We start from the raw sequence: 23,288 nt of genomic DNA, 5'->3' as shown, positions 1-23,288 counted from the left end.
ACGGAACGCGGCGGTCGGCAAGCCGGTTTCCGTCAGGAGAAGCACGCCGGAACTCGCACCAGCACATGGGCACCTTCAGTGAAGGAGCGGCTTCGCAACGGTTCATCGGACACTCTTCCGATGTCGCGTCCGCCATGGACACGACATGAACCAGCGAACTCCAGGGAGAAGCATGTCCAAGTGGACCGGGAACCTCGCCAAGCTGCTCGTCGCCGGCGCCGTCGCCACCACCGGCCTGGTCGTCGGCGCCGGTAGCGCCCACGCCAACGCGTCGGCCTGCCGATCGGACACCACCCACAACTACGCCTACGTCACCAACAACATCTCCATCGACTCGTGTTACTTCGTCTCCGGCGGCTACACCATGTCCGGCGCCATCGCCTTCAACAACGACCCCGGCAGCACCGTCGTGTACTGCGCGCACGCGATCAACGTCAACACCGGCGGCTGGGCCCACGACTTCGGCTGCGCTCCGGCGACTTCGGCGAACACCGGCTTCGTGAACGCGGGCACCGGCGGCGGGGCCGCCGGGTACAGCCAGTACTGGAACGCGCCGGCCGGCACGTACGTGGTCTCCGCCGGCTTCTGGCTGAACGGCACCTATTACGGCGACGTCCAGAGCCCCCGCACCACCATCGGCGCCCACTGACCGGCCACCCGGCCCGGGACCCCACTGCCCGTCGAGGGGCAGTGGGGTCCGTCGAGTCCTCCGACGAGGCCCCGCGGGCGCGGTCCCGACCCCGGTCCCGGGAAGGCCGTTCGAACGGGGAAGGACACCCGCCATGGCACCGACTGTCCTGGTTGCCAGCCGCCCCTTCGCGGCTGACGCCGCCAGTGGCGTCAGCCGCGCCGGTCCGGCCGGATCGCGGAGAAGAGGACGAGCGCCAGGATCACGACGGTGAAGACGATCAGGAGCTCCCGGAAGCCCTCGGAACTGGCGGGCAGCCAGCCCTGGAGGAGCCCGACCAGCAGCACGATGTCGAGCACCACCGCGATCGCGTACCCTGGCCGCTTCATTCGCTCCCCCTCCCGGATCCCGCTCGCGCGATACCCGCCATTTTCTGGGAGGTCGAGCGGAATTTGACGATGCGACAGCCAACGTCGGCATCCCGGAATCCGCCCCCGTCAACGCGAGTGGCAGCGACTTCGCCCCGGGAGCGTCCAGGTCGTCACGCCTGGACGCGGTCCACCACCTCCGCCGCCCGGCTTGTCACAGCAGGTGTCGGCCGTCATGAGTCCGGACACTTGGTGCGGTGTCGCCCCGAAGCCCGTCCAGGACACGCACGGCATAGACCTCGGCCATGCGCTCGGAGACCTCGGCCGGTGTGAGCCAGGCGACCTCGACCGACTCTTCCGAAAGCCGTATCTCCTTGCTCTCCGGTCGGCAGCGAAGGACGAGGGCGACGATCCCCCGGCTCACGTTCTTGTAGACGCCGGTCAGCCGCTCCACGCCGACCTTGATCCCGGTCTCCTCGTAGATCTCGCGACGCACGCCGTCCTCGATGGCCTCATCCGGTTCCAGCACGCCACCCGGGGGTTCCCAAGTTCCGTTGTCAGCCCGACGAATCGCCAGCACGCAGCCGTCCTCGCGCACCACCACTCCGGCGACGGACACCGAGTGGAGCGGCGTTGACCGGGACTTCCCGGCACTGTTACTCATGTGCAGGAGAATAGGAGCCCTGAAGGACTATGGCGAATGGTGAAGTGGCCTCGTCGGCCACAGCGAAGTACCTACAGATAGCGGCCGACCTCGCCGCACAGATCAAGTCGGGCGTTCTACCTCCCGGCGCGATCGTGCCGAGCGAGGCCGAGCTCATGCAGCGGTATGGAGTCGCATCCGGGACAGCGCGCAAGGCCGTCGCCGAACTCCGAACGGCTCAGCTCATCGAGACTCACCACGGTCGAGGCTCGTTCGTCCGCTCCCGCCCGCCGGTACAGCGGAAGTCCGCGGACCGGTTCCGCCGCGCCCATCGCAAGGCCGGCAAGGCCGCGTACCTCGCAGAGGCGGAGACCTCTGGCGGCGTCCCGTCCGTGACCGTGCTTTTCGTGGGCCCGACAGCAGCGCCTTCTGAGATCGCCGATCGACTGGGTCTTCCCACCGGCACCCAGGTACTGGCTCGCAAGCGCCGGTACTTCCGCGATGGGACACCTACCGAGGAAGCCACGTCGTACCTGCCGTGGGACGTAGTCAGGGACATCCCTGAGGTCTTCGCCGACAACCCCGGCGGCGGCGGCATCTACGCCCGCCTCGAAGACCACGGCTACTCCCTGGCCGAGTTCACCGAGTCCGTACAGGCCCGGCTCGCAACCAAGCCTGAGACCAAAGCGCTCGCACTGAGCCCCGGAGCGCCGGTGATCCATCTCATTCGCGAAGCCATCACCACGGATGGCCGGGTGGTGGAGGTGTGCGACACCGTCATGGCCGCCGACCAGTTCGTTCTCGACTACCGGTTCCCCGCTCATGACTGACTGATAATCAACTTCCTCAACCCGTCGCGAGATTCTCCTCGCGACGGGTTGACTCATGTACAGGAGTCAGGCACTCTTCTACTTGCTACTCATGTACATAAGTACATGGCTTCGTCTCACGTCCATGAGGCGGCCGAGTCGTAGCACCCGGCTACTGGATGGCGCCACAGCAGGAATGTGTGGCGCGACGAGTCTCTCCATCCGTACACACTGACCCCCTGGGGTACTTCACCATGGTCAAAACCTGCTGCCGCCCCCACCCATGCCCGCACGGGCTGCTGGGCCGCCCGTCTGGACATCCCGGGCACCGTCACCGTCCGCTCCCGCCCGCACCCGAAGGCCCCGGGTTCGCCCGCAGGGAGGACATGGAATCCACCCATGGCGCCTGGGCCGCCCGGTCGCGCTCTGGCGTAGCTCCTTGTCCACACCCACAGGCGCTCTCCCCAACTGCGGAGTGACACCGCATCACGCACGCCCGATCCAAGACGTGCTTCCTCCCCGTCCTCCCGAGGTACCCCCATGCTCACGTCCCACCGGCCCCGCATGTTCGTCGCGCGCCTCGACTCCCGGATCGGATCCACGCCCCTGGCCCGCTACTTGCTGCGGGCCTACCCGGCCGGACTCCCCACCGGCGGCCGCTACACCGACACCGCCGAACTCCTCCTCGGCGAACTGTTCGCCAACGCCGTCCAGCACTCCGACGCCCCCGACGACTGCCACATCGAGATCCACTTCGCCCTCACCCCGGATGACCTGCTGCGCCTCGAAGTCCACGACGCCGGCGCCAACACCCCCACCCTCCACACCCCAACGCCCTTCAACGAATACGGACGGACGAGGACTCCACCTCGTCAACGAGCTCGCCGAACGCTGGGGCTACTCCCCCCGCCCGGGCGGCATCGGCAAGTTCGTCTGGACCCTCATCGCCCCCGCCACCACCTGAAAGCCCCCGATGAACCTCACCACCCTCGCCCGCCACGCCCTCACCCGCGGCCACACCCCCGCCGCCACCTACGCCCTCCTTACCAAACGCTCCGGCAAACCCCTGCCCTCCGCCCGCGCCGTCTGCCTCGCCCTCACCATCCCCCTCGCCGAGACCACCCGCCGCCTCACCGAATGCCACGACGCCCTGCTCACCGACCCCCGCCCCGGCGCCGAAACCGACACCGGCGAAGTCCTCGAAGCCCTCGGCATCTTCGACGTCCCCAAGTCCCTCACCGACACCGAACTCACCTACGCCCTCACCCAAGCCCAAGCCCAAGCCGCCAAGCACCAGAAGTCGGCCCCACCGACTTCCCGCGCGCCGAACGGACGCTGACGCCGAATGGAGAGGACCGACCGTGAGCACCACACCGACCCGACAGGACGCGGCCCTGCTGCGCCGCTACCAGCACCGGATCCTCGGCGTTCCCCGGAACCTGGTGGTCCAGCCAACCGGCTTCTGCAATCTGGACTGCACGTACTGCTATCTGCCCGGCCGCGACAACAAGTCCCCCATGCCGGCAGCGGTCGCCGAGGCCGTCGCACGATCGGCAAGCGAACTGGTGGGCCGCCATCGCAAACCCCTCGGGCTGATCTGGCACGCCGGAGAGCCGCTGGCACTCGGGCGTCCGCGCTTCACGGAGCTGCTCCAACCCTTCGAGGAACTGCGCCGCAAGGGCCTGTTGGAGCACGCCGTCCAGACGAACGCCACCCTGATCGACGACGAGTGGTGCGACCTCCTGACCGAGTACGGCTTCCGGGTGGGCGTGAGCATCGACGGCCCCGCAGACCTGACCGCCCGGCGCACCGACCGCAAGGGCGCCCGGCGTTCGACCGGATCATGAAGGGAATCGGGCGGCTGCACCATCACAACGTCCCGTTCTCGTTGATCGCCGTCGTCGGACGGGAGAGCATCGCCCACCCCGACCGGCTCCTCGACTTCCTTGCCGCACTCCGGCCGGTCAGCATCGGCCTCAACACCGAGGAGTTGGAGGGCGTCAACACCGAGCGGACCCCGCCCACCCGCGAACAGGCCGTCGGGTTCTGGCGCGAGGTTCTTGACCCGGCGCACCACCCACACACCGACGACATCCGGGCCTACGTGCGCGCCGGGCATCCCTTGCGCTGCCTACGGCTGCGGCTCGATCCAGGCGAGGGATACATCGCCCCCACCGAACTGCTGCCCCATGACGGATCCACGAGCGACCTCCCCGAACCTTCCACTGCCGCGTTCTGGCTCGACCACTGGCCGATCGGGGTGTTCCCCTCCCTGATCTGACCGACAGGACGCGGTGCCCGTGTGCGGTCCGGAAGAACGACCACCGCGCGCCCGCGTGGAAACATCTGGAAACCTTCCGCATCGCGAGGCACTGTCGTGCACGGGAAGTCGACCCCGCCGACGTCCCGCGCGGCCCGGCCTCGTCCTCTCGGGGAGTCCGGGCCCGGGGCGCCGCCCGTCGGTCACTCCCAGCGCCAGCCGTTCTTGTCCTCGCAGGTGAGGACGTGCCCTGTGGCATCGGTGCCGGTGTCTCCATGGGCGCTGTTGGGGCAGAACCTCCCCCGGACGATGCAGGCGCCCTTGGAGTCGGTGGTGCACCCGGCCGCCTGGTGCTGCGTGGGCGTGGGCTGCGGCGCCGGCGGGGTGTGCGCCGGAGCCGGTTCGTGGGTGGCCGGAGCGGCCGGGGCGGGCGTCGAGGTCGGTGCCTCGTGTACTGCCTCGGTCGCACTCGCGGCCGGGGGCGGCGGCGTGATGACCGGCGGGGCGGCCGGGGCAGCCCCCGGGCAGTCCTCCTCGTTCTTCACGACGGACAGCGTCACCGTCATGTCCTTCACCGAGGGTTCCCCGGCGGCCGGCTGCTGGGAGCAGACCTTCCAGTGGCTCGGCATGAGGACCGAGCGGGTGTGGGACTCGCCCGGGTGGACGTCCTTGAAGTCCACGTTCTTGGCGACGCGGGCGTCCCGCTGCTGCAAGGCGTCCTTGGCCTTGTCCCCGTGCATGCCGACGACACTCGGAACCGGTGTGCCGTTCGTCCCGGCAACGCCCGAAGCCGACGTGCCGTCAGCCTCGGCCTTGCAGCCGGCCATCACGAGCACGGCGGCGACCGCACCCGCACCGAGGACGGTCGCCCGCGCCCTGCGGGACGGACTCGCGGGACGGACTCGGCGCGGCTGGAATATCGGCGGCTGTATCACGGCAGGAAGACACACTTTCGAGTCAGTGGCGGCGCATCGCGCCGGGTTCCGAACGCGGAGAACGCCTGAACGTACCCCAGTCGAACTCGCGGTGGCATCCGCGCCCGAAATCCGGGCCCGCGCTGGCTGCCGACGCCGCCCCGCCCCGGCGTCAGCTCAGCAGGCCCGCCGCGTGCAGGTGGTCGAAGATGAGGCGGTCGACGGGCGACGTACGGTGCCTGTCGCCGTACGCGAGCCAGACCGCCTCCTCGATCTCGCTGCTCGCCTCCAGGCGCCCCTCGTACGCCGCGGTGTAGCAGGTCATCCGGACGACAACGCCGTCCGGATGCCCGTGGGCCTGGGCCTCGAACACGCCCAGCAGTGCCGCGGACTCGGGCGCGATCGCAACGGTGAGTTCCTCGGCGATCTCCCGCACCAAGGTGTCGAGGCCGCTCTCCCCGGGCTCCCGCTTGCCACCCGGCAGGTAGTAGGCGTCCTTGCCGCGGGAACGCGTGCTCAGCACCTTCCCGCCTTCCGTGTGGATCCAGGCCACCTTGTCGATGACGGTTGCCATGTCTCTTCCCCACTCCTCGACCGGTCCGGCCGGACTCGCCCCTGGAAGCCCCGGACACCGCCCACACCGACCCGCCCACCAGCGCCGCCAACCCGGCGGGGACCACCACCCGGGGCCACGGGAACCTCCGGGCCGCCTCCGGCTCGGGACCGCGACGGGCCCGGACACTCGCGTGCCCGGGCCCGTGCGACAGCGGTGCTGTCAGTGCGCGGCGGCCTCCCAGTCGGCGCCGACGCCGACCGAGACGTCCAGCGGGGCGCGCAGCGGGTAGGCGCCCGCCATCTGCTCGCGGACCAGGGCCTCGACCGGCTCGCGCTCGCCCGGGGCCAGCTCCAGCACGATTTCGTCGTGCACCTGGAGCAGCATCCGGGAGGTGAGCCCGGCCGTGCGCAGCGCCTCGTCCACCCGGAGCATGGCGATCTTGACGATGTCGGCGGCCGAGCCCTGGATCGGGGCGTTGAGCGCCATCCGCTCGGCCATCTCGCGGCGCTGGCGGTTGTCGCTGTTGAGGTCCGGCAGGTAGCGGCGGCGGCCGAGCAGGGTCTCGGTGTAGCCCGTCGCGCGCGCTTCCTCGACGACCCGGTGCAGGTAGTCGCGCACGCCGCCGAAGCGCTCGAAGTAGGTGTCCATCAGGCCCTGCGCCTCGCCGGGCTTGATGCCGAGCTGCTGCGAGAGCCCGTACGCGGACAGCCCGTACGCCAGGCCGTAGGACATCGCCTTGATCTTGCGGCGCATCTCGGCGTCCACCGCGGCGCCGGGGACCTCGAAGACCTGGGAGGCGACGGTGGTGTGCAGGTCCTCGCCGGAGGCGAAGGCTTCGAGCAGCGCCTCGTCCTCGGACAGGTGCGCCATGATCCGCAGCTCGATCTGCGAGTAGTCGGCGGTGAGCAGGGACTCGTAGCCCTCGCCGACGATGAAGGCGCGGCGGATGGCCCGGCCCTCCTCGGTGCGGACCGGGATGTTCTGGAGGTTCGGGTCCTGGGAGGAGAGCCGGCCGGTGGCGGCGACCATCTGGTTGAAGGTGGTGTGGATGCGGCCCTTGGGCGAGACGGTCTTGAGCAGGCCCTCGACGGTGGTGCGCAGCTTGGCCTGGTCGCGGTGGCGCAGCAGGATGACCGGCAGCTCGTTGTCGGTCTGGGTGGCCAGCCAGGTGAGCGCGTCGGCGTCGGTGGTGTAGCCGGTCTTGATCTTCTTGGTCTTGGGGAGCGCGAGTTCGCCGAAGAGGATCTCCTGGAGCTGCTTGGGCGAGCCGAGGTTGAACTCGTGCCCGGCGGCGGCGTGCGCCTCCTCCACCACGCGCTGGATCTCGGCGGCGAACTGCGCCTCCAGCGTGGTGAGCCAGTCGCGGTCGGCGGCGATGCCGTAGCGCTCCATCCTGGCCAGCAGGGCGGCGATGGGCAGTTCCATGTCGTGCATCAGCCCGGCGGCGCCGACCTCGGCGAGGCGGGTGTCGAAGAGCGCGGCGAGGTCGAGCACGGCGCGGGCCTGGAGCATCAGCGCCTGGGCTGCGGCCGTCTCGTCCTCCTCCGGTGCGTCGAAGGCGAGTTGGCCGCTCTCGGTGGCGGGGGCGGGGGTGAGCGAGCGGGCCAGGTACTCCTCGGCGAGCACCTCCAGGGTGAAGGTGCGGCGGCCGGGCTTCTCCAGGTAGGCGGCGAGCGCGGTGTCGGCGACGACGCCCTCGACGGCCCAGCCGCGCTCGGCGAAGGCGCGCATGACGTGCTTGGCGATGTGCAGGGCCTTGGGGGCGGCCGGGTCGGCGAGCCAGCCGGCAAGGGCCCGCTCGTCCTCCTCGGCGAGCAGTGCCGGGTCGAACCAGGCGGCGGACTCCCCTGCGGCGAGGGCGACTTCGGTGACTTCGCCGGTGCCGAGCGCCCACTGGTAGACGGCGGCCAGCGCGACGGCGGTCTTGCCGTCGGAGGCGTGCTCGGCCAGCCAGGCGGCCAGGGTGCCCGGGTCGGTGAGGAGTTCGCCGTCCACCTCGACGCCGGGGGCGAGTTCGGCGGCCTCCTCCTCGCCGCTGGAGGGGTCGATGCCGAAGACGCGGTCGCGGAAGTTGGCGTTGCGGAACTCCAGCGACTCCATCAGGGTGCCGACGGCGGACTTGTCGAACGGCTTGCGGTCCAGGTCGGTGACACCGAGCGGGAGTTCGACGTCGCGGACCAGCTCGGTGAGCACCCGGTTGCGCTTGACCGAGTCGAGGTTGTCGCGCAGCTTCTCGCCGATCTTGCCCTTCACCTCGTCGGCGCGGGCGACGAGTTCCTCGAAGGAGCCGAACTGGTTGACCCACTTGGCGGCGGTCTTCTCGCCGACGCCGGGGATGCCGGGCAGGTTGTCGGACGGGTCGCCGCGCAGCGCGGCGAGGTCCGGGTACTGGCGCGGGGTGACGCCGTACTTCTCGGCGACCTTCTCCGGGGTGAAGCGGGTCAGCTCGGAGACGCCCTTGGTGGGGTAGAGCACGGTGACGTGGTCGGTGACCAGCTGGAGCGAGTCGCGGTCGCCGGTGACGATGTCGACGTCGTAGCCGGCCGCCTCGGCGGCGGTGGCCAGGGTGGCGATGATGTCGTCGGCCTCGAAGCCCTCGGCCGTCAGCCGGGGGACGTTCATGGCGTCGAGCAGTTCGCCGATCAGGCCGACCTGGCTGCGGAACTCGTCCGGCGTCTTGGCGCGGTTGGCCTTGTAGTCGGGGAACTCGACGGAGCGGAAGGTCTGCCGGGAGAGGTCGAAGGCGACCGCGAGGTGGGTGGGCCGCTCGTCCCGGACGGTGTTGGCGAGCATCGAGGCGAAGCCGTAGACCGCGTTGGTGGGCTGGCCGGTGGAGGTGTTGAAGTTCTCCACGGGCAGGGCGTAGAAGGCCCGGTAGGCCATCGAGTGCCCGTCGAGCAGCATCAGCCGGGGCCGCGGGCCGGCCCCGCCGCCACCCGTCGCGCCCTTGTCCGTACTCTGCGTAGCCACGTCAACGTCCGTTCCTGCCGATTCCACTACCGGCCACCGATCCTATGGCCCGGCACCGACAAAAAGGACGCCGCGCCGGTTCTGCCACAGCTGTTACCTACGAGTAGGACGGTCGTACGATCACAGTCGGCACATACCCGAGCGGCAGGAGCTCCCCGATGACCGACGCGGCCCCCGACACCGCACCCGAGACCGTCTCCGCGGCCGTCCCCGACACGGCGCCCGGCACCGCCCCCGACACCGCCCCCGTCCTGGACGTCCCGCAGGACGTGCTGGACCACTTCGCCAAGCTCGGCGTGAACCCGGAGACCTTCTCCGGCGGCCACCTCGGCGAGAAGCTCGGCATCCGGATCGTCGAGGCCTCCGGCGACCGCGTGGTCGGCACCATGCCGGTGGAGGGCAACCAGCAGCCGTACGGGCTGCTGCACGGCGGCGCCTCGGCGGCGCTGGCCGAGACGCTGGGCTCGATCGGGGCGATGCTGCACGCCGGGCCCGGCCGGTACGCGGTCGGCGTGGACCTCAACGCCACCCACCACCGCTCGGCCACCTCCGGACTGGTGACGGGGGTGGCGACGGCCGTGTTCAAGGGCCGCACCGCCGCCACCTACGAGATCGCGATCACCGACGACACCGGCCGGCGGATCACCAGCTGCCGGCTGACCTGCATGCTGCGCGACCTCTGAGCCCCCCGGCCTCCGGCCTCCGACCCCCACCCTGACCTCCGCGCCGACAACGTCCGTACCGCACCGGAGAGTTCACCCGGGACGAGATCAAGTCCCTTTCCCGCCCCCTTGTTTGACCTTCCGCCACCCTGGGCAGGCGTTGGTCCGGACAAGGGGGCGTTCACATGCCCGGGCGCAGTCGGCGCGCAACCTGCGCTTGTAACGCTGCGTAACAAGTAGGAAATCCGATCAATTGCCGGTTCCGAGGGCCCCAAAACGCCCCGGGACCGCTTCGTCGCACCCTCGGTGTCCGAAATGCGGACGCTCAAGGCCGGAGGCAGGTCATCGGACACCAGTGTCCGATATTCGGTGATGCCAGCTGCAACCCCCATTTCTGGCCCTTACATCGGCCTACCAGGAAGTAAACGCCCGTCATCGCGGGATCGATCGAGCCAGAACGACCACATGATGAGACAATTGCTCTGTGTGCTCATAACAAGAGAATCACAGCCTGCTCGCAGCACTGCCCGAGCCGCCCAACGACATCTAGAGTCACGGCCAGTCACCGCGCCATTCGATTGGGCCAGGCCCTCCGCGCACTCCGGCTCCCGCCATTAAGGCGCGGGCGCCTCCTGAACCGAAGGGGACCCTCGTGCGTCACCGTTCAGCAGTTGTCGTGAGCATTGCCGTGATCGGCGCCCTCAGCCTCAGCGCCTGCGGCTCCCGCGGAGAGAAGAAGAACGCCGACGGCGGCGGCTCCAACTCCGGCTCCACCACCGTCGTCATCGGCGTCGACGCCCCGCTCACCGGCGACCTCTCCGCCCTCGGCCTCGGCATCCGCAACTCCGTCGACCTCGCCGTCAAGAAGGCCAACGAGACCAACGAGGTCCCCGGCGTCAAGTTCGAGATCAAGGCCCTGGACGACACCGGCAAGCCCGCCCCCGGCCAGCAGAACGCCACCCAGCTGGTCGGCGACCCCAAGGTCCTCGGCGTCGTCGGACCGCTCAACTCCAGTGTGGCGCAGTCGATGCAGCAGATCTTCGACGACGCGAGCCTGGTCCAGGTCTCCCCCGCCAACACCGGCGTCGCCCTCAGCCAGGGCGAGAAGTGGGCCAGCGGCGAGAAGAAGCGGCCCTTCACGTCCTACTTCCGCACCGCCACCACCGACGCCGTCCAGGGCCCGTTCGCCGCCCAGTTCCTCTACACCGACGCCAAGAAGACCAAGGTCTTCCTGATCGACGATCAGAAGACCTACGGCGCGGGCCTGGCAGGCACCTTCAAGGGCGAGTTCACCAAGCTCGGCGGCACCCTGGCCGGCGAGGAGCACGTCAACCCCGACGACCGCGACTTCTCCGCCATCGTCACCAAGGTCAGGAGCTCCGGCGCCGAGGCCGTCTACTACGGCGGCGAGTACCCCGCGGCCGGCCCGCTCTCCCTCCAGCTCAAGGAGGCCGGCGTCAACATCCCGCTGATGGGCGGCGACGGCATCCAGAGCGGCGACTTCATCAAGCTCAACCCCAAGAGCCAGGGCGACTACGCCACCGCCGTCGGCCTGCCGGTCGAGACCCTCGACACCGCCAAGAAGTACATCGCCGACTACAAGACGGCCGGCTACAAGGACGCCTACGAGACCTACGGCGGCTACTCCTACGACAGCGCCTGGGCCATCATCGAGGGCGTCAAGAACGCCGTGAAGGACAACAGCGGCAAGGTCCCCTCCGGCCAGGCCGGCCGCAAGGCCGTCCGCGACGCCGTCCAGAAGGTCACCTTCGACGGCGTCACCGGCAAGGTCTCCTTCGACGAGTTCGGCGACACCACCAACAAGCAGCTCACCGTCTACACCGTCAAGGACGGCAAGTGGGCCGTGGAGAAGTCCGGCACCTTCAAGGGCTGACTCTCCGTCACCACCCGTTCCACCGGCTCGACTTCTCCACACCGCGCGCGGGGGCGCCACGAGTGCCCCCGCGCGCGCCCACATCCACCACCCACGCGGACACCCCCGAACGCACTACGGAGGCCCAGCGGTGCACGACCTACCGCAGCAGCTGGCCAACGGCCTGATCCTCGGCGCCCTCTACGGGCTCGTCGCGATCGGCTACACGATGGTCTACGGCATCGTCCAGCTCATCAACTTCGCCCACGGCGAGATCGTCATGGTCGGCGGCTTCGGCGCCCTGACCGCCTACCTCGCCCTCCCCGGCGGCACCACCCTCTGGCTGGCCCTGCCGCTCATGCTGATCGCCGGCATCCTGGTCTCCACCCTCACCGCCGTCGCCGCCGAGCGCTTCGCCTACCGCCCCCTGCGCAACGCCCCCCGGCTGGCCCCGCTGATCACCGCGATCGGGCTGTCCATCCTGCTCCAGCAGCTCGTCTTCTCCTTCTACCCGGACGCCAAGAAAGCCCGGGTCTTCCCCAAGCTCCCCGGCGACCCGTTCAGCCTCGGCTCCGTCACCATCCAGCGCAGCGACCTGTTCCTGATCATCGCCGCCCCCCTGTGCATGCTCGCCCTCGGCTGGTTCGTCACCCGCACCCGCTCCGGACGCGCCATGCAGGCCACCAGCCAGGACCCGGACACCGCCAAGCTGATGGGCATCGACACCGACCGCATCATCGTCATGGCCTTCGCCATCGGCGCCGCGTTCGCCGCCGTCGCCGCCGTCGCCTACGGGCTGCGCAGCGGCCAGGTCGACTTCCGGATGGGCTTCATCCTCGGCCTCAAGGCCTTCACCGCCGCCGTCCTCGGCGGCATCGGCAACATCTACGGAGCCATGCTCGGCGGCCTCGCCCTCGGCCTCGCCGAAGCCCTCGCCACCGGCTACATCCAGCACCTGCCCGGCATGCACCTCTTCGGAGGCGGTGCCTGGAAGGACGTCTGGGCCTTCGTACTCCTCATCCTCGTACTCCTGATCCGGCCCCAGGGCCTGCTCGGCGAGCGCGTCGCGGACAGGGCGTGACCACCATGACCACCACCCACACCGAGACGACCCCGGTCGTCCCGCTGCCGGCCCGCGCCGCCGCGGCCGTCACCGGCCTCGGCGCCCTCCTCACCGCCGCCTCCGCCGCCATGGCCTGGACCTGGACCTCCGACTTCCCCGGCGACCTCACCTACTACGGTTCGCCGGCCGGCCTCCAGTGGCTCGCCCTCGCCTCCGGCCTGCTCACCCTGGTCCTGCTGCTCGCCGGCCAGGGCGTCCCCGGCCTGCGCTGGGCCGCCCCCGCCCCCAGCCACAACGCCGTGCTGTACGCCGCCACCGGCGCCCTCACCCTCGCCGTCTACTCGGCCGCCGCCATCTCCGCCGACCTCGGCGGCCTCGCCAACCTCGAACCCGGCGGCTGGGCACTCCTCGCCGGCGGCCTGCTCGCCGTCCTCGGCGCCCTCGGCCTGCCGCTCGACCGCCGCACCGCCGTCCCGCTGCGGATTCTCGACAAGCGCCTCTTCCTGCTCGTCCCCGCCGCCCCCCTCGCCTGGTTCGGCGCCCACGCCATCCCCGAGGACAAGCCGGTGGCCCCGGTCATGACCGCCCTGGCCGGCGGGATCGTCATCGCCGCCGGCGCGGTCCTGCTGCTCCAGCTCGGCCACCTCGCCAACAGCGGACTGCGGCTGGGCCGGATCGACCGCCCGCTGCCCGCGCCGCGCGCCCTGCCCTCCTGGGCCGAGGTGCTGGTGATCGTCCTCGTCTTCGGGCTCGGACTGTTCGCGATCACCTTCGGCATCGACACCGAGTACGGCCAACTCTTCACCGGCTACCTGCTGTTCGTCGCCCTCGCCGTCCCCGCCCTGACCAGGGCCGGCCTGATCGCCCGGCTGCGCGCGCTGACCGTCAAGCACCGCCCGGTCACCACCGGCGCAGCCTTCGCCGCCGCCGCCAGCTTCCCGTTCACCCAGACCAGCGACCAGTACACCTCGGTCGCCACCAACATCCTGATCTTCGCCACCGTCGCCCTCGGCCTCAACATCGTCGTCGGCCTGGCCGGCCTGCTCGACCTCGGGTACGTCGCCTTCCTCGGCGTCGGCGCCTACGCCGCCGCCCTGGTCTCCGGCTCCCCCGCCTCGCCCATCCACGTCCAGTTCCCGTTCTGGGCCGCGATGCTCACCGGCGCCGTGGTCTCGATGATCTTCGGCGTGCTGATCGGCGCCCCCACCCTGCGGCTGCGCGGCGACTACCTCGCCATCGTCACCCTCGGGTTCGGCGAGATCTTCCGCATCACCATGCTCAACCTCAACGGCACCACCGGCCCCAAGGTCACCAACGGCTCCAACGGCATCCCGCGCATCCCCGACCTGGAGATCCTCGGCTTCGACCTCGGCAACCCGCACACCGTGTTCGGCGTCGAACTCGGCCGGTTCTCCAACTACTACCTGCTGATGCTGCTGGTCACCGCGCTGGTCGTGCTGGTCTTCGCCCGCGTCGGCAACTCCCGCATCGGCCGCGCCTGGGTCGCCATCCGCGAGGACGAGACCGCCGCCGAGGCCATGGGCATCAACGGCTTCCGGCTCAAGCTGCTCGCCTTCGCCCTCGGCGCCCTGCTGGCCGGCCTGGCCGGCACCGTCCAGGCCCACGTCAGCTACACCGTCACCCCCGACCAGTACACCTTCGCCGAGGCCCTCCCGCCGAACTCCGCCTTCCTGCTCGCCGCGGTCATCCTCGGCGGCATGGGCACCATCAGCGGCCCGCTGGCCGGCGCCACCCTGCTCTTCCTCATCCCGAAGAAGCTCGAGTTCCTCGCCGACTACCAGCTCCTCGCCTTCGGCGCCGCCCTCATCCTCCTGATGCGGGTGCGCCCCGAAGGGCTCATCCCCAACCGCCGCCGGCAGCTGGAGTTCCACGAGGCCGACATCCCGGCCCAGACCGCCGGCGAGCCGACCGCACTCACCAAGGCAGGGGCGTGACCGACCCGATGACCACCACCACCGCCGCACCCCTGCTCGAAGTCACCGGCGTCACCATGCGCTTCGGCGGCCTCATCGCGGTCAACGACGTCTCGCTGACCGTCGGCGAAGGCGAGATCATCGGTCTGATCGGCCCCAACGGCGCCGGCAAGACCACCTTCTTCAACTGCCTCACCGGCCTGTACGTCCCCACCGAGGGCGCCGTCCGCTTCCGCGACACCCTGCTGCCGCCCAAGCCCCACCTGGTCACCCAGGCCGGCATCGCCCGCACCTTCCAGAACATCCGGCTGTTCGCCAACATGACCGTCCTGGAGAACGTCCTGGTCGGCCGGCACACCCGCACCAGGGAGGGCATCTTCTCCGCCGTCCTGCGCGGCCCCCGCTACCACCGCGCCGAGGCCGAGAGCCGCGAGAGGGCCATGGAACTCCTGGAGTTCACCGGCCTCGCCGAGAAGGCCGACCACCTCGCCCGCAACCTCCCGTACGGCGAGCAGCGCAAGCTGGAGATCGCCCGCGCCCTCGCCTCCGAACCCGGCCTGCTGCTGCTCGACGAGCCCACCGCCGGCATGAACCCCCAGGAGACCCGCGCCGCCGAGGAACTCGTCTTCGCGATCCGCGACAGGGGCGTCTCCGTCCTCGTCATCGAGCACGACATGCGCTTCATCTTCAACCTCTGCGACCGCACCGCGGTGCTCGTCCAGGGCCAGAAGATCGTCGAGGGCGACCGCGAGACCGTCCAGAACGACGAACGCGTCATCACCGCCTACCTGGGCGCCCCGCTCGAAGGCACCACCCCGGCCGTTACGGAGTCCGACCAGTGACCGCACTTCTCGAAGTCCAGGACCTCCGCGTCGCCTACGGCAAGATCGAGGCCGTCAAGGGCATCGGCTTCACCGTCGAACAGGGCGAGGTCACCACCCTGATCGGCACCAACGGCGCCGGCAAGACCACCACCCTGCGCACCCTGTCCGGCCTGCTCAAGCCCACCGCCGGACGGATCACCTTCGACGGCCGGGACCTCTCCACCGTCCCCGCCCACAAGATCGTCGCACTCGGCCTCGCCCACTCCCCCGAGGGCCGGCACATCTTCCCGCGGATGACCATCGAGGAGAACCTCCTCCTCGGCGCCTTCCTGCGCACCGACGCCGCCGGCATCACCGCGGACGTCGAACGGGCCTACGAGCTGTTCCCGATCCTCGGCGAACGCCGGCGGCAGGCGGCCGGCACGCTCTCCGGCGGCGAGCAGCAGATGCTCGCCATGGGACGGGCTCTGATGTCCCGGCCGAAGCTGCTGATGCTGGACGAGCCCTCGATGGGGCTCTCGCCGCTGATGATGCAGAAGATCATGGCCACCATCGTGGAACTGAAGTCCTCCGGCACGACCATCCTGCTGGTCGAGCAGAACGCCCAGGCGGCGCTCTCGCTCTCCGACCGCGGCTACGTCATGGAGACCGGCCGCGTCGTCCTCTCGGGGACGGGAGCGGACCTCCTGCACGACGAGTCCGTCCGCAAGGCCTACCTCGGCGAGGACTGAGCCTTCCGCACCCGAAAAGGGCCCGGCGGTAACGTTCTGCCGGGCCCTTCGCGCATGCCCTGTCCGGACGGGTCCTATTCGGACGTGCCCTCGTCCGCCTTCTTGCGGTCCTGGGCCTCGCCCTCCTCGATGACCGCCTCGGCCACCGCCGCCATCGTCATCCGACGGTCCATCGAGGTCTTCTGGATCCACCGGAAGGCGGCCGGCTCGTTCAGCCCGAACTTGGTCTGGAGCACGCCCTTCGCCCGGTCCACCAGCTTCCGGGTCTCCAGCCGCTGGCTGAGGTCCCCGATCTCCTTCTCCAGCGCCCGCATCTCCGCGTACCGGGAGACCGCCATCTCGATCGCCGGCACCAGGTCCGACTTCGAGAACGGCTTGACGATGTACGCCATCGCCCCCGCGTCCCGCGCCCGGTCCACCAGCTCCCGCTGCGAGAACGCCGTCAGCATCAGCACCGGCGCCAGGTGCTTGTCGTGGATCTGCTCGGCCGCGGACAGCCCGTCCAGCACCGGCATCTTCACGTCGAAGATCGCCAGGTCCGGCTTCAGCTCCTCCACCAACCGCACCGCCGTCTGCCCGTCTCCGGCCTCACCGACGACGGTGTACCCCTCCTCCTCGAGCATCTCCTTGAGGTCGAGACGGATCAGCGCCTCGTCCTCGGCGATCACAATCCGTGTGATCTGGGGCGTTTCGGTCTCAAGCGGCTGCGCCTGCTCGTCGGCGGTGCTCACGGGGCTCCTAGTTCCGGCGGGGTACTGCATGCACGAGGGTACCTAGACACGGTATGTTTGAACCCAGCAGGGTCGGGGGGCAACCTTCGAAACTGTGGATGCCCCGGTAGCCCAGTGGTGAGAGGCACGGCGCTCAAACCGCCGACAGCGTGGGTTCGAATCCCACCCGGGGTACCTTTCCTTCGATTTACAAGCCACTTAGGGCAACCTGATGGTTGGCGATCTTCATCCGTTCGGGCGGTAACCATCCCATTCGCCTGCGCGTTCGGCGCAGGGCGCTCAAGATCGCCCACATGGCAGTCCGATCCACCCGTGACGAGGCCGTTCACCTGCTGCGCCGAGGCGTTCGCAATGCCGACGTGGCCCGCCGGCTCGGAGTACCTCAGGGCACGGTCGGTGCGTGGAAGCACAAGGACCGGGCAAAGCGAGGCGAACTTCCCGGACGCAGACGCTCCACCTGCCCGCACTGCTACGGCGACCAACTGAACCGCCCGATGTACGCCTATCTTCTCGGCCTCTATCTCGGTGACGGCCATATCCTGTTGCCCAACGAATACCGCAGGACCCAGAGTCTCCAAATCACCTGCGACGAGAAGTGGCCCGGCATCATCGACTCCGCCGAACAGGCCATGCGCCAGGTCCTCCCCCACAACACGCCCTGCCGAGTCCGCCGAACCGGCTGTCGCGACGTGAAGGTCTACTCGAATCATCTGACCTGTCTCTTCCCCCAGCACGGCCCCGGCAAGAAGCACGAGCGCACCATAGCCCTGGCCCGTTGGCAGCAGGAGATCGTCGACGCCCACCCCTGGGAGTTCCTGCGCGGACTGATCCACTCCGACGGCTGCCGCATCACCAACTGGACGACCCGGGACGTCGGCGGCACCAAGAAGCGCTACGAGTACCCGCGCTACTTCTTCACCAACACCTCGACCGACATCATCGGCCTCTTCACCGCCACCCTCGACGCCGTCGGCGTCCAGTGGAAGGCCGCGGTACCCCGCCCGACCGGCCGGGTCAACATCTCCGTCGCCCGCAAGGACTCCGTCGCCCTGATGGACGCCCACATCGGCCCCAAGTACTGACGGCGGCGCGGCCCCCCGGAGGGCCGCGCCGCCGAAGGGCGGTCAGACGTCCAGCGTCCCCACGTGGTGGACGCGGACGAGGTTGGTGGAGCCCGCCAGGCCGGGCGGGGAGCCTGCCGTGATGACGACGATGTCGCCCTTCTGGCAGCGGCCGAGCGACAGCAGGGCCGCGTCGACCTGCTCGACCATCTGGTCCGTGGTCGGGGCGAACGGGCCGAGGAAGGTCTCCACGCCCCAGGTGAGGGCGAGTTGGCTCCGTACGGCCGGCTCGTAGGTGAAGGCGAGCACCGGGATCGGCGAGCGGTAGCGGGTCAGCCGGCGCGCGGTGTCGCCGGACTGGGTGAAGGCGATCAGGTACTTGGCGTGCAGGAAGTCGCCGATCTCGGCGGCCGCGCGGGCGACGGCGCCGCCCTGGGTCCGCGGCTTGCTGCCGGTGGTGAGCGGCGGGAGGCCCGCGGCCAGGATGTCGTTCTCGGCGGCCTCGACGATCCGGGCCATGGTCTTGACCGTCTCGACCGGGTACTTGCCCACCGAGGTCTCCCCGGAGAGCATCACCGCGTCCGTCCCGTCCAGCACGGCGTTGGCGACGTCCGAGGCCTCGGCGCGGGTCGGCCGGGAGGTGTTGATCATCGAGTCGAGCATCTGGGTCGCCACGATGACCGGCTTGGCGTTGCGGCGGGCGAGCTTGATGGCGCGCTTCTGGACCAGCGGGACCTGTTCGAGGGGCATCTCCACGCCCAGGTCGCCGCGGGCCACCATGATCCCGTCGAAGGCGTCGACGACGGACTCCAGCTCGTCCACCGCCTGCGGCTTCTCGATCTTGGCGATGACCGGGACGTGACGCCCCTCCTCCGCCATGATCCGGTGGACGTCCTCGATGTCCCGCCCGCTGCGGACGAAGGAGAGGGCGATCAGGTCGGCCCCGGTCCGCAGCGCCCACCGCAGGTCGGCGACGTCCTTGTCGCTGAGTGCGGGGACGGAGACGGCGACGCCGGGGAGGTTGAGGCCCTTGTGGTCGGAGACCAGGCCGCCCTCGATGACCAGGCAGCGCACCCGCGGCCCGTCGACGGCGACGACCTCCAGGGTGACCCGGCCGTCGTCGACCAGGATGCGCTCGCCGCGGCTGACGTCCCCGGCGAGTCCGGCGTAGGTGGTTCCGCAGCCGTCCTTGTCCCCCACGACGCCCTTGTCGGTGGAGATGGTGAACTCGTCGCCGCGTTCGAGAAGTACCGGCCCGTGGGCGAAGGTGTCGAGCCGGATCTTCGGGCCTTGAAGGTCGGCGAGGATGCCGACGCTGCGGCCGGTCTCGTCGGCGGCCTTGCGGACGCGGCGGTAGCGTTCCTCGTGCTCGGCGTGCGAGCCGTGGCTGAGGTTCAGTCGGGCGATGTCCATCCCGGCGTCGACCAGGGACTTGATCTGGTCGTACGAGTCGGTGGCGGGCCCGAGGGTACAGACGATTTTTGCTCGGCGCATAGTGCTGAGACTAGGCATTACCGGCGCGTAACCACGACGCGGGTCCGGACTGCGGGATGACCGTTGCCGTAAGGCGAGTTGAACAATCTGACACATCCTCGGACCGCTGTGCGAGCGCCCCGTTCCACGCCCCCGCCGCACCACTCCCGCGCCGGTCCCGGAGCCGCGGTCGATGCGATTCCGTGAAGGGGTGTTCACCCCCGGTTCACCGGTGCTTCCGTCACCGCTCCCCGCCCGGCGAGACGCTCGTCACCCACGGGTGACTGCCCGGGCTCGCCGGGCGACCACCCGGACGAAGTAGCGGACGAGGGGGAAGCGTTCGGCATGAAACGCGCACTGAGCGTGGTGGCGGCCCTGGCCCTGCTGGGCGGGGTGGCCTACGCGCTGATCCCCGACCCGAAGGACACCAAGACCGTCACCGTCACCGGCCTGATCGGCTCGGAGAAGCGTGACTTCTTCGACAACCCCGACGTCAAGGCCGAGTTGAAGAGGCAGGGCCTGGTGGTCAAGGCGGTGCCGACCGGCTCCTGGACGATGGACGAGCAGGCGAGGAACACCCCGAACCTGGACTTCGCCTTCCCGGCGAGCAGCGCGCCGGCGCTGGCCATCCAGCGGGACTGGCAGCAGAAGGACTCGCCGCGGGTGCAGTTCTACTCCCCGCTGGTGATCGTCACGCACCAGTCGGTGGCGGACGTGCTGAAGGCCAACGACCTTGCCGCCGTGAACGATTCGGGCGTCTGGACGTTCAACATGGACAAGTACGTGGAGGCCCTGAAGCAGGGCGGCCGGCAGTGGGAGACGCTGACGGACGCGGCCAAGCACCCGGAGCTGGCCGGCACGATGTACGTGTCGACCACGGATCCGGAGAGCTCCTCCTCGGGCGCCCTGTACCTGGCGGTCCTGTCCTACCTCGCGAACGGCAAGAAGGTGGTGTCCGACGACGCGGGCCTGAACGCCGTCAAGGGCGTCGTGTACGACGCGAACCGGTTCCAGGGGCTGCAGAAGGTCAGCAGTGACGGGCCGTTCCGGGAGTTCGGCGCGGGGGTCAACACGATGGTCTTCGCGTACGAGTCGCAGGCGGCCGCCCTGCCGATCCAGGGCAAGGAGATCGGGGACATGGTGGTGATGTACCCGACCACCACGATCAAGACGGACCACACCCTGGTGGCCAGGACGCCCGACGGCCAGAAACTGGCCGACGCGCTGGTGAACAGCCCTGAGCTGCGCAAGCTGGAGGCCAGGTTCGGCCTGCACCCGGACACCGAGCCCGACCTGTTCTGGAACGAGGTGCGGGGCAAGCAGCCGAAGTTCGTCCAGGACGTCCGGTCCGCGGGGCTGGCCCTGGCTCCGGTGCCCTCGCTCGAGTACATGAAGAAGCTCACCACCGCGGCGAAGACCGGGAGTGTGAAGTGACCCTCCGCACCAAGCGCCACAGCCGGCTCGCCGTGGCCCTGACGGCCGCTCTCGCCGCCGTGACCGCCTGCACCTCCGGCGGCGACGACCCCCGCCCCGGCCCCAGCGACCCGCCGGCCCCGACGGCCCGCGCCGGGGTGCTGCGCGTCCTGGCCGGCAGTGAACTCCAGGACCTGGCACCGGTCCTGGAGGACGCCAGGAAGGCCACCGGGGTGACGGTGCAGTTCTCCTGGACGGGCTCCGTCGACGGCGCCGACACCGTCTCCTCGGGCCGGGCCGACGGCAAGTACGACGCCGTGTGGTTCCCGTCCAACCAGTACCTGCGGCTCGATCCGGCCGGCCGGTCCAAGGTGGTCTCCGAGACCCCGGTGATGGTCTCGCCGGTGGCGATCGGGGTGCGCTCCTCGGTGCTCGGGGAACTCGGCTGGGGCGACGGCTCCAAGGTCACCTGGGCGCAGGTCGGCGAGGCGGCCGCGGCCGGCAAGCTGCCGTACGGGATGGCCGACCCGTCGCGTTCCAACTCGGGCTTCTCCACCCTGGTCGCGGTGGCCTCGGCCTTCTCCGGCGCCGGCGCGGCGCTGTCCGACGCGGACGTGCAGAAGGCCACGCCGCAGCTGAAGGAGTTCTTCAAGGGCCAGAAGCTGACCTCGGGCTCCTCCGGCTGGCTGGCGCAGGCGTACACCCGGGCCGAGTCGGGCGTGGTGGGCGCGCTGGTGAACTACGAGTCGGTGCTGCTGTCGCTGAACAGGACGCTGCCGCCGCAGCAGCAGCTGACGGTGGTGCGGCCGCTGGACGGCGTGGTGTCCGCGGACTACCCGCTCTCGCTGATGTCCGCCGCGTCGGCGGACCAGCGCGACGCGTTCCAGCGGCTGACCTCGTACCTGCTCAAGGAGGACGTGCAGAAACGCATCTCCGAGACCACGCTGCGCCGCCCCGCGACGGCGGGCGTCGCCCCCGCCGCCGGGCTGCCCTCGGACCGCCGCAGGGAACTGCCGTTCCCCGGCACCAGGCAGGTCGCGGACGGGCTGCTGGCCGCGTACCAGAACGAGCTGCGCCGCCCGTCCAGGACGGTGTACGTGCTGGACACCTCGGGCTCGATGGAGGGCTCGCGGATCGCCGCCCTGAAGTCGGCCCTGGGCCGGCTGACCGGGGCGGACGACACCCGCGGGGTGCGCCGCTTCCGGGACCGCGAGGAGATCACGCTGCTCTCCTTCGCCTCCGCGGTGAAGTGGACCAAGACCCACGTGGTGCCGCCCTCGGGCAGCCGGCCGGGCCCGGAGGCGGAGCTGGCGTCCATCGACGCGGACGTGCAGTCGCTGGCCGCCTCGGGCGGGACGGCGGTGTACTCCTCGCTGGAGGAGGCGTACCGGGTGATCGAGCGCCAGCAGGCGGCGGCCGGTGACGACCGGTTCACCTCGATCGTGCTGATGACCGACGGGGAGAGCAACGCCGGTGCCTCGGACGGCGACTTCAAGCGCTTCCACGACGCGCTGCCGGCCGCGGAGAAGCGGATCCCGGTGTTCCCGATCAAGTTCGGGGAGGCGGCGGTGGGCCAGCTCCAGGGGATCGCGGACCTGAGCGGCGGCAAGCTGTTCGACGGGACGGGCTCGCTGGACGGGGTGTTCGAGGAGATCCGTGGCTACCAGTGACGGATTCGGCTCCCGGCTGCTGCGCTACCTGGAGTCGCCCAAGAACCTGGTCGGCTGCGCGGGTGGCGCGGCCGGGCTGGGGCTGCACTTCGCCGGCCTGGGCGGGGCCTGGTGGCCGGGGGTGGTGGCCGCGCTGTACGGGGCGGGCGCGCTGCTGACGCCAGGCCCGACGCCCCCGCGGCCGCTCCCGGCCGGGCGGCCCGAGCCGCCCGAGGCCCCCGTACCGCCCGTACGGGAACCCGTGGAGCCCCCGCCTCCTGCGCCCGTTCCCGTGCCGGCCCCGGAGCTGGAGGCGCTGGCCGCCTACCTGGAGACCGTGCCGCTGCCGCCCTCCGCCGGGGTGGACGCCCTGGTGGCGGCGCTGCGCGCGGCCGGCCCCGGGCCGGTGGCCGAGCGGATCGTCCGGCACCGGCTGCCGGTCGCGGTGGCCGGCTACCTGCGGGCGCGGACCTGGCAGCCCTGGGCGGGCCCGGGCACGCCGGACCCGGCGGCCGAACTGGCCGCGGAGGTCGGCCGGCTGGTGGGCGACCTGTCCTGATCCGTCGCCGGCGGGCCGGCCCATTACCACCGCGCACCTCCCCCGCCCCCGTCACGAACGAGTCGCCAAGATCTCACCTCCTGGACACGTTCGGGGGCTACCCAGCGGCCCGGCCCGCACGGCACACTTCTACGCGCGTCCTTCTACGCGCGTCGACGCGTCGCCGC

The 23,288-nt window shown here is 70.3% G+C and carries 22 protein-coding genes and 1 tRNA gene; 16 read left to right on the top strand and 7 right to left on the bottom strand.

Annotated features, from left to right (window positions below):
- Positions 1-172: 172 nt before the first annotated feature.
- Complete coding sequence (locus tag ACIQOW_RS03165; RefSeq protein ID WP_401079177.1) at positions 173-649, top strand: hypothetical protein; 477 nt, start codon at positions 173-175, stop codon at positions 647-649.
- Positions 650-840: 191 nt separating this feature from the next.
- On the opposite strand, the gene ACIQOW_RS03160 is transcribed toward ACIQOW_RS03165, so the two are convergent.
- Both ACIQOW_RS03160 and ACIQOW_RS03155 read right to left on the bottom strand, forming a co-directional pair.
- Positions 841-1,017: a hypothetical protein gene (locus tag ACIQOW_RS03160; protein ID WP_401079175.1), complete on the bottom strand. Its 177-nt coding sequence runs from the start codon at positions 1,015-1,017 to the stop codon at positions 841-843.
- Positions 1,018-1,210: 193 nt separating this feature from the next.
- On the bottom strand, positions 1,211-1,672 hold the full coding sequence (locus ACIQOW_RS03155) for an NUDIX hydrolase (protein ID WP_401079794.1): 462 nt from the start codon (positions 1,670-1,672) through the stop codon (positions 1,211-1,213).
- Between the two features lie 17 nt (positions 1,673-1,689).
- Here ACIQOW_RS03155 and ACIQOW_RS03150 point away from each other — a divergent pair, with 17 nt between their 5' ends.
- The 4 genes from ACIQOW_RS03150 to ACIQOW_RS03135 all read left to right on the top strand — a co-directional run bounded on the left by ACIQOW_RS03150 (position 1,690) and on the right by ACIQOW_RS03135 (position 4,729).
- The gene (locus ACIQOW_RS03150) at positions 1,690-2,469 is read left to right on the top strand and encodes a GntR family transcriptional regulator (protein WP_401079173.1); all 780 of its coding nucleotides are present in this window, start codon (positions 1,690-1,692) and stop codon (positions 2,467-2,469) included.
- A gap of 952 nt (positions 2,470-3,421) precedes the next feature.
- A complete protein-coding gene (locus ACIQOW_RS03145; RefSeq protein WP_401079171.1) occupies positions 3,422-3,787 on the top strand; it encodes a hypothetical protein in 366 nt (121 codons plus the stop codon).
- A 22-nt stretch (positions 3,788-3,809) separates the two neighbouring features.
- The gene (locus tag ACIQOW_RS03140) at positions 3,810-4,295 is read left to right on the top strand and encodes a radical SAM protein (RefSeq protein ID WP_401079169.1); all 486 of its coding nucleotides are present in this window, start codon (positions 3,810-3,812) and stop codon (positions 4,293-4,295) included.
- On the top strand, positions 4,292-4,729 hold the full coding sequence (locus ACIQOW_RS03135) for a hypothetical protein (protein WP_401079167.1): 438 nt from the start codon (positions 4,292-4,294) through the stop codon (positions 4,727-4,729). Before ACIQOW_RS03140 ends, ACIQOW_RS03135 begins: the two co-directional genes overlap by 4 nt.
- 182 nt (positions 4,730-4,911) lie before the next feature.
- Here the strand turns inward: ACIQOW_RS03135 and ACIQOW_RS03130 are convergent, their stop codons facing one another.
- The 3 genes from ACIQOW_RS03130 to polA form a co-directional block, all read right to left on the bottom strand.
- Positions 4,912-5,448, bottom strand: a complete 537-nt coding sequence (locus tag ACIQOW_RS03130) for a hypothetical protein (protein WP_401079165.1) — start codon at positions 5,446-5,448, stop codon at positions 4,912-4,914.
- A 346-nt stretch (positions 5,449-5,794) separates the two neighbouring features.
- On the bottom strand, positions 5,795-6,196 hold the full coding sequence (locus ACIQOW_RS03125; RefSeq protein ID WP_401079163.1) for an NUDIX domain-containing protein: 402 nt from the start codon (positions 6,194-6,196) through the stop codon (positions 5,795-5,797).
- 201 nt (positions 6,197-6,397) lie between these two features.
- Positions 6,398-9,082 (bottom strand): DNA polymerase I, encoded by a 2,685-nt coding sequence (gene polA, locus ACIQOW_RS03120; RefSeq protein WP_401079792.1) that lies wholly within the window; start codon positions 9,080-9,082, stop codon positions 6,398-6,400.
- Between the two features lie 224 nt (positions 9,083-9,306).
- Between polA and ACIQOW_RS03115 the strand changes: the two genes are divergently transcribed.
- The 6 genes from ACIQOW_RS03115 to ACIQOW_RS03090 all read left to right on the top strand — a co-directional run bounded on the left by ACIQOW_RS03115 (position 9,307) and on the right by ACIQOW_RS03090 (position 16,235).
- Complete coding sequence (locus tag ACIQOW_RS03115; RefSeq protein WP_401079161.1) at positions 9,307-9,831, top strand: PaaI family thioesterase; 525 nt, start codon at positions 9,307-9,309, stop codon at positions 9,829-9,831.
- 631 nt (positions 9,832-10,462) lie between these two features.
- Positions 10,463-11,704 carry a branched-chain amino acid ABC transporter substrate-binding protein gene (locus ACIQOW_RS03110; RefSeq protein ID WP_401079159.1) on the top strand — a complete coding sequence of 414 codons (1,242 nt, stop codon included), beginning with the start codon at positions 10,463-10,465 and terminating at the stop codon, positions 11,702-11,704.
- 130 nt (positions 11,705-11,834) lie between these two features.
- On the top strand, positions 11,835-12,764 hold the full coding sequence (locus tag ACIQOW_RS03105; RefSeq protein WP_380660567.1) for a branched-chain amino acid ABC transporter permease: 930 nt from the start codon (positions 11,835-11,837) through the stop codon (positions 12,762-12,764).
- Positions 12,765-12,769: 5 nt separating this feature from the next.
- Positions 12,770-14,701: a branched-chain amino acid ABC transporter permease gene (locus ACIQOW_RS03100; RefSeq protein ID WP_401079789.1), complete on the top strand. Its 1,932-nt coding sequence runs from the start codon at positions 12,770-12,772 to the stop codon at positions 14,699-14,701.
- 8 nt (positions 14,702-14,709) lie between these two features.
- A complete protein-coding gene (locus ACIQOW_RS03095) occupies positions 14,710-15,522 on the top strand; it encodes an ABC transporter ATP-binding protein (protein ID WP_401079787.1) in 813 nt (270 codons plus the stop codon).
- Positions 15,519-16,235 (top strand): ABC transporter ATP-binding protein, encoded by a 717-nt coding sequence (locus ACIQOW_RS03090; protein WP_401079156.1) that lies wholly within the window; start codon positions 15,519-15,521, stop codon positions 16,233-16,235. The genes ACIQOW_RS03095 and ACIQOW_RS03090 overlap by 4 nt, the downstream gene beginning before the upstream one ends.
- 74 nt (positions 16,236-16,309) lie before the next feature.
- Here ACIQOW_RS03090 and ACIQOW_RS03085 read toward each other — a convergent pair whose 3' ends face one another.
- Positions 16,310-16,996 (bottom strand): ANTAR domain-containing response regulator, encoded by a 687-nt coding sequence (locus ACIQOW_RS03085; protein WP_401079154.1) that lies wholly within the window; start codon positions 16,994-16,996, stop codon positions 16,310-16,312.
- Between the two features lie 70 nt (positions 16,997-17,066).
- On the opposite strand from ACIQOW_RS03085, the gene ACIQOW_RS03080 reads away from it, so the two are divergent.
- Both ACIQOW_RS03080 and ACIQOW_RS03075 read left to right on the top strand, forming a co-directional pair.
- Positions 17,067-17,140: transfer RNA gene (locus ACIQOW_RS03080), tRNA-Leu, on the top strand.
- A 119-nt stretch (positions 17,141-17,259) separates the two neighbouring features.
- Positions 17,260-18,048 (top strand): helix-turn-helix domain-containing protein, encoded by a 789-nt coding sequence (locus ACIQOW_RS03075; protein ID WP_401079152.1) that lies wholly within the window; start codon positions 17,260-17,262, stop codon positions 18,046-18,048.
- Between the two features lie 42 nt (positions 18,049-18,090).
- Here the strand turns inward: ACIQOW_RS03075 and pyk are convergent, their stop codons facing one another.
- A complete protein-coding gene (gene pyk, locus ACIQOW_RS03070; protein WP_401079150.1) occupies positions 18,091-19,521 on the bottom strand; it encodes a pyruvate kinase in 1,431 nt (476 codons plus the stop codon).
- A 324-nt stretch (positions 19,522-19,845) separates the two neighbouring features.
- On the opposite strand from pyk, the gene ACIQOW_RS03065 reads away from it, so the two are divergent.
- From ACIQOW_RS03065 to ACIQOW_RS03055, 3 genes are read left to right on the top strand one after another with little or no spacing between them, the layout of a single operon-like run.
- Positions 19,846-20,934, top strand: coding sequence for a substrate-binding domain-containing protein (locus ACIQOW_RS03065; RefSeq protein WP_401079148.1), 1,089 nt, complete (start codon positions 19,846-19,848; stop codon positions 20,932-20,934).
- Positions 20,931-22,583, top strand: coding sequence for an extracellular solute-binding protein (locus tag ACIQOW_RS03060; protein WP_401079146.1), 1,653 nt, complete (start codon positions 20,931-20,933; stop codon positions 22,581-22,583). The genes ACIQOW_RS03065 and ACIQOW_RS03060 overlap by 4 nt, the downstream gene beginning before the upstream one ends.
- On the top strand, positions 22,570-23,121 hold the full coding sequence (locus ACIQOW_RS03055) for a hypothetical protein (RefSeq protein WP_401079144.1): 552 nt from the start codon (positions 22,570-22,572) through the stop codon (positions 23,119-23,121). Before ACIQOW_RS03060 ends, ACIQOW_RS03055 begins: the two co-directional genes overlap by 14 nt.
- Positions 23,122-23,288: the final 167 nt, after the last annotated feature.

The organism is Kitasatospora sp. NPDC091335 (assembly GCF_044757205.1).
In the GTDB taxonomy this organism is placed as follows: domain Bacteria; phylum Actinomycetota; class Actinomycetes; order Streptomycetales; family Streptomycetaceae; genus Kitasatospora.
The sequence above is the reverse complement of the archived record's forward strand: the minus strand, read 5'-3'. Positions and strand labels throughout refer to the sequence as shown.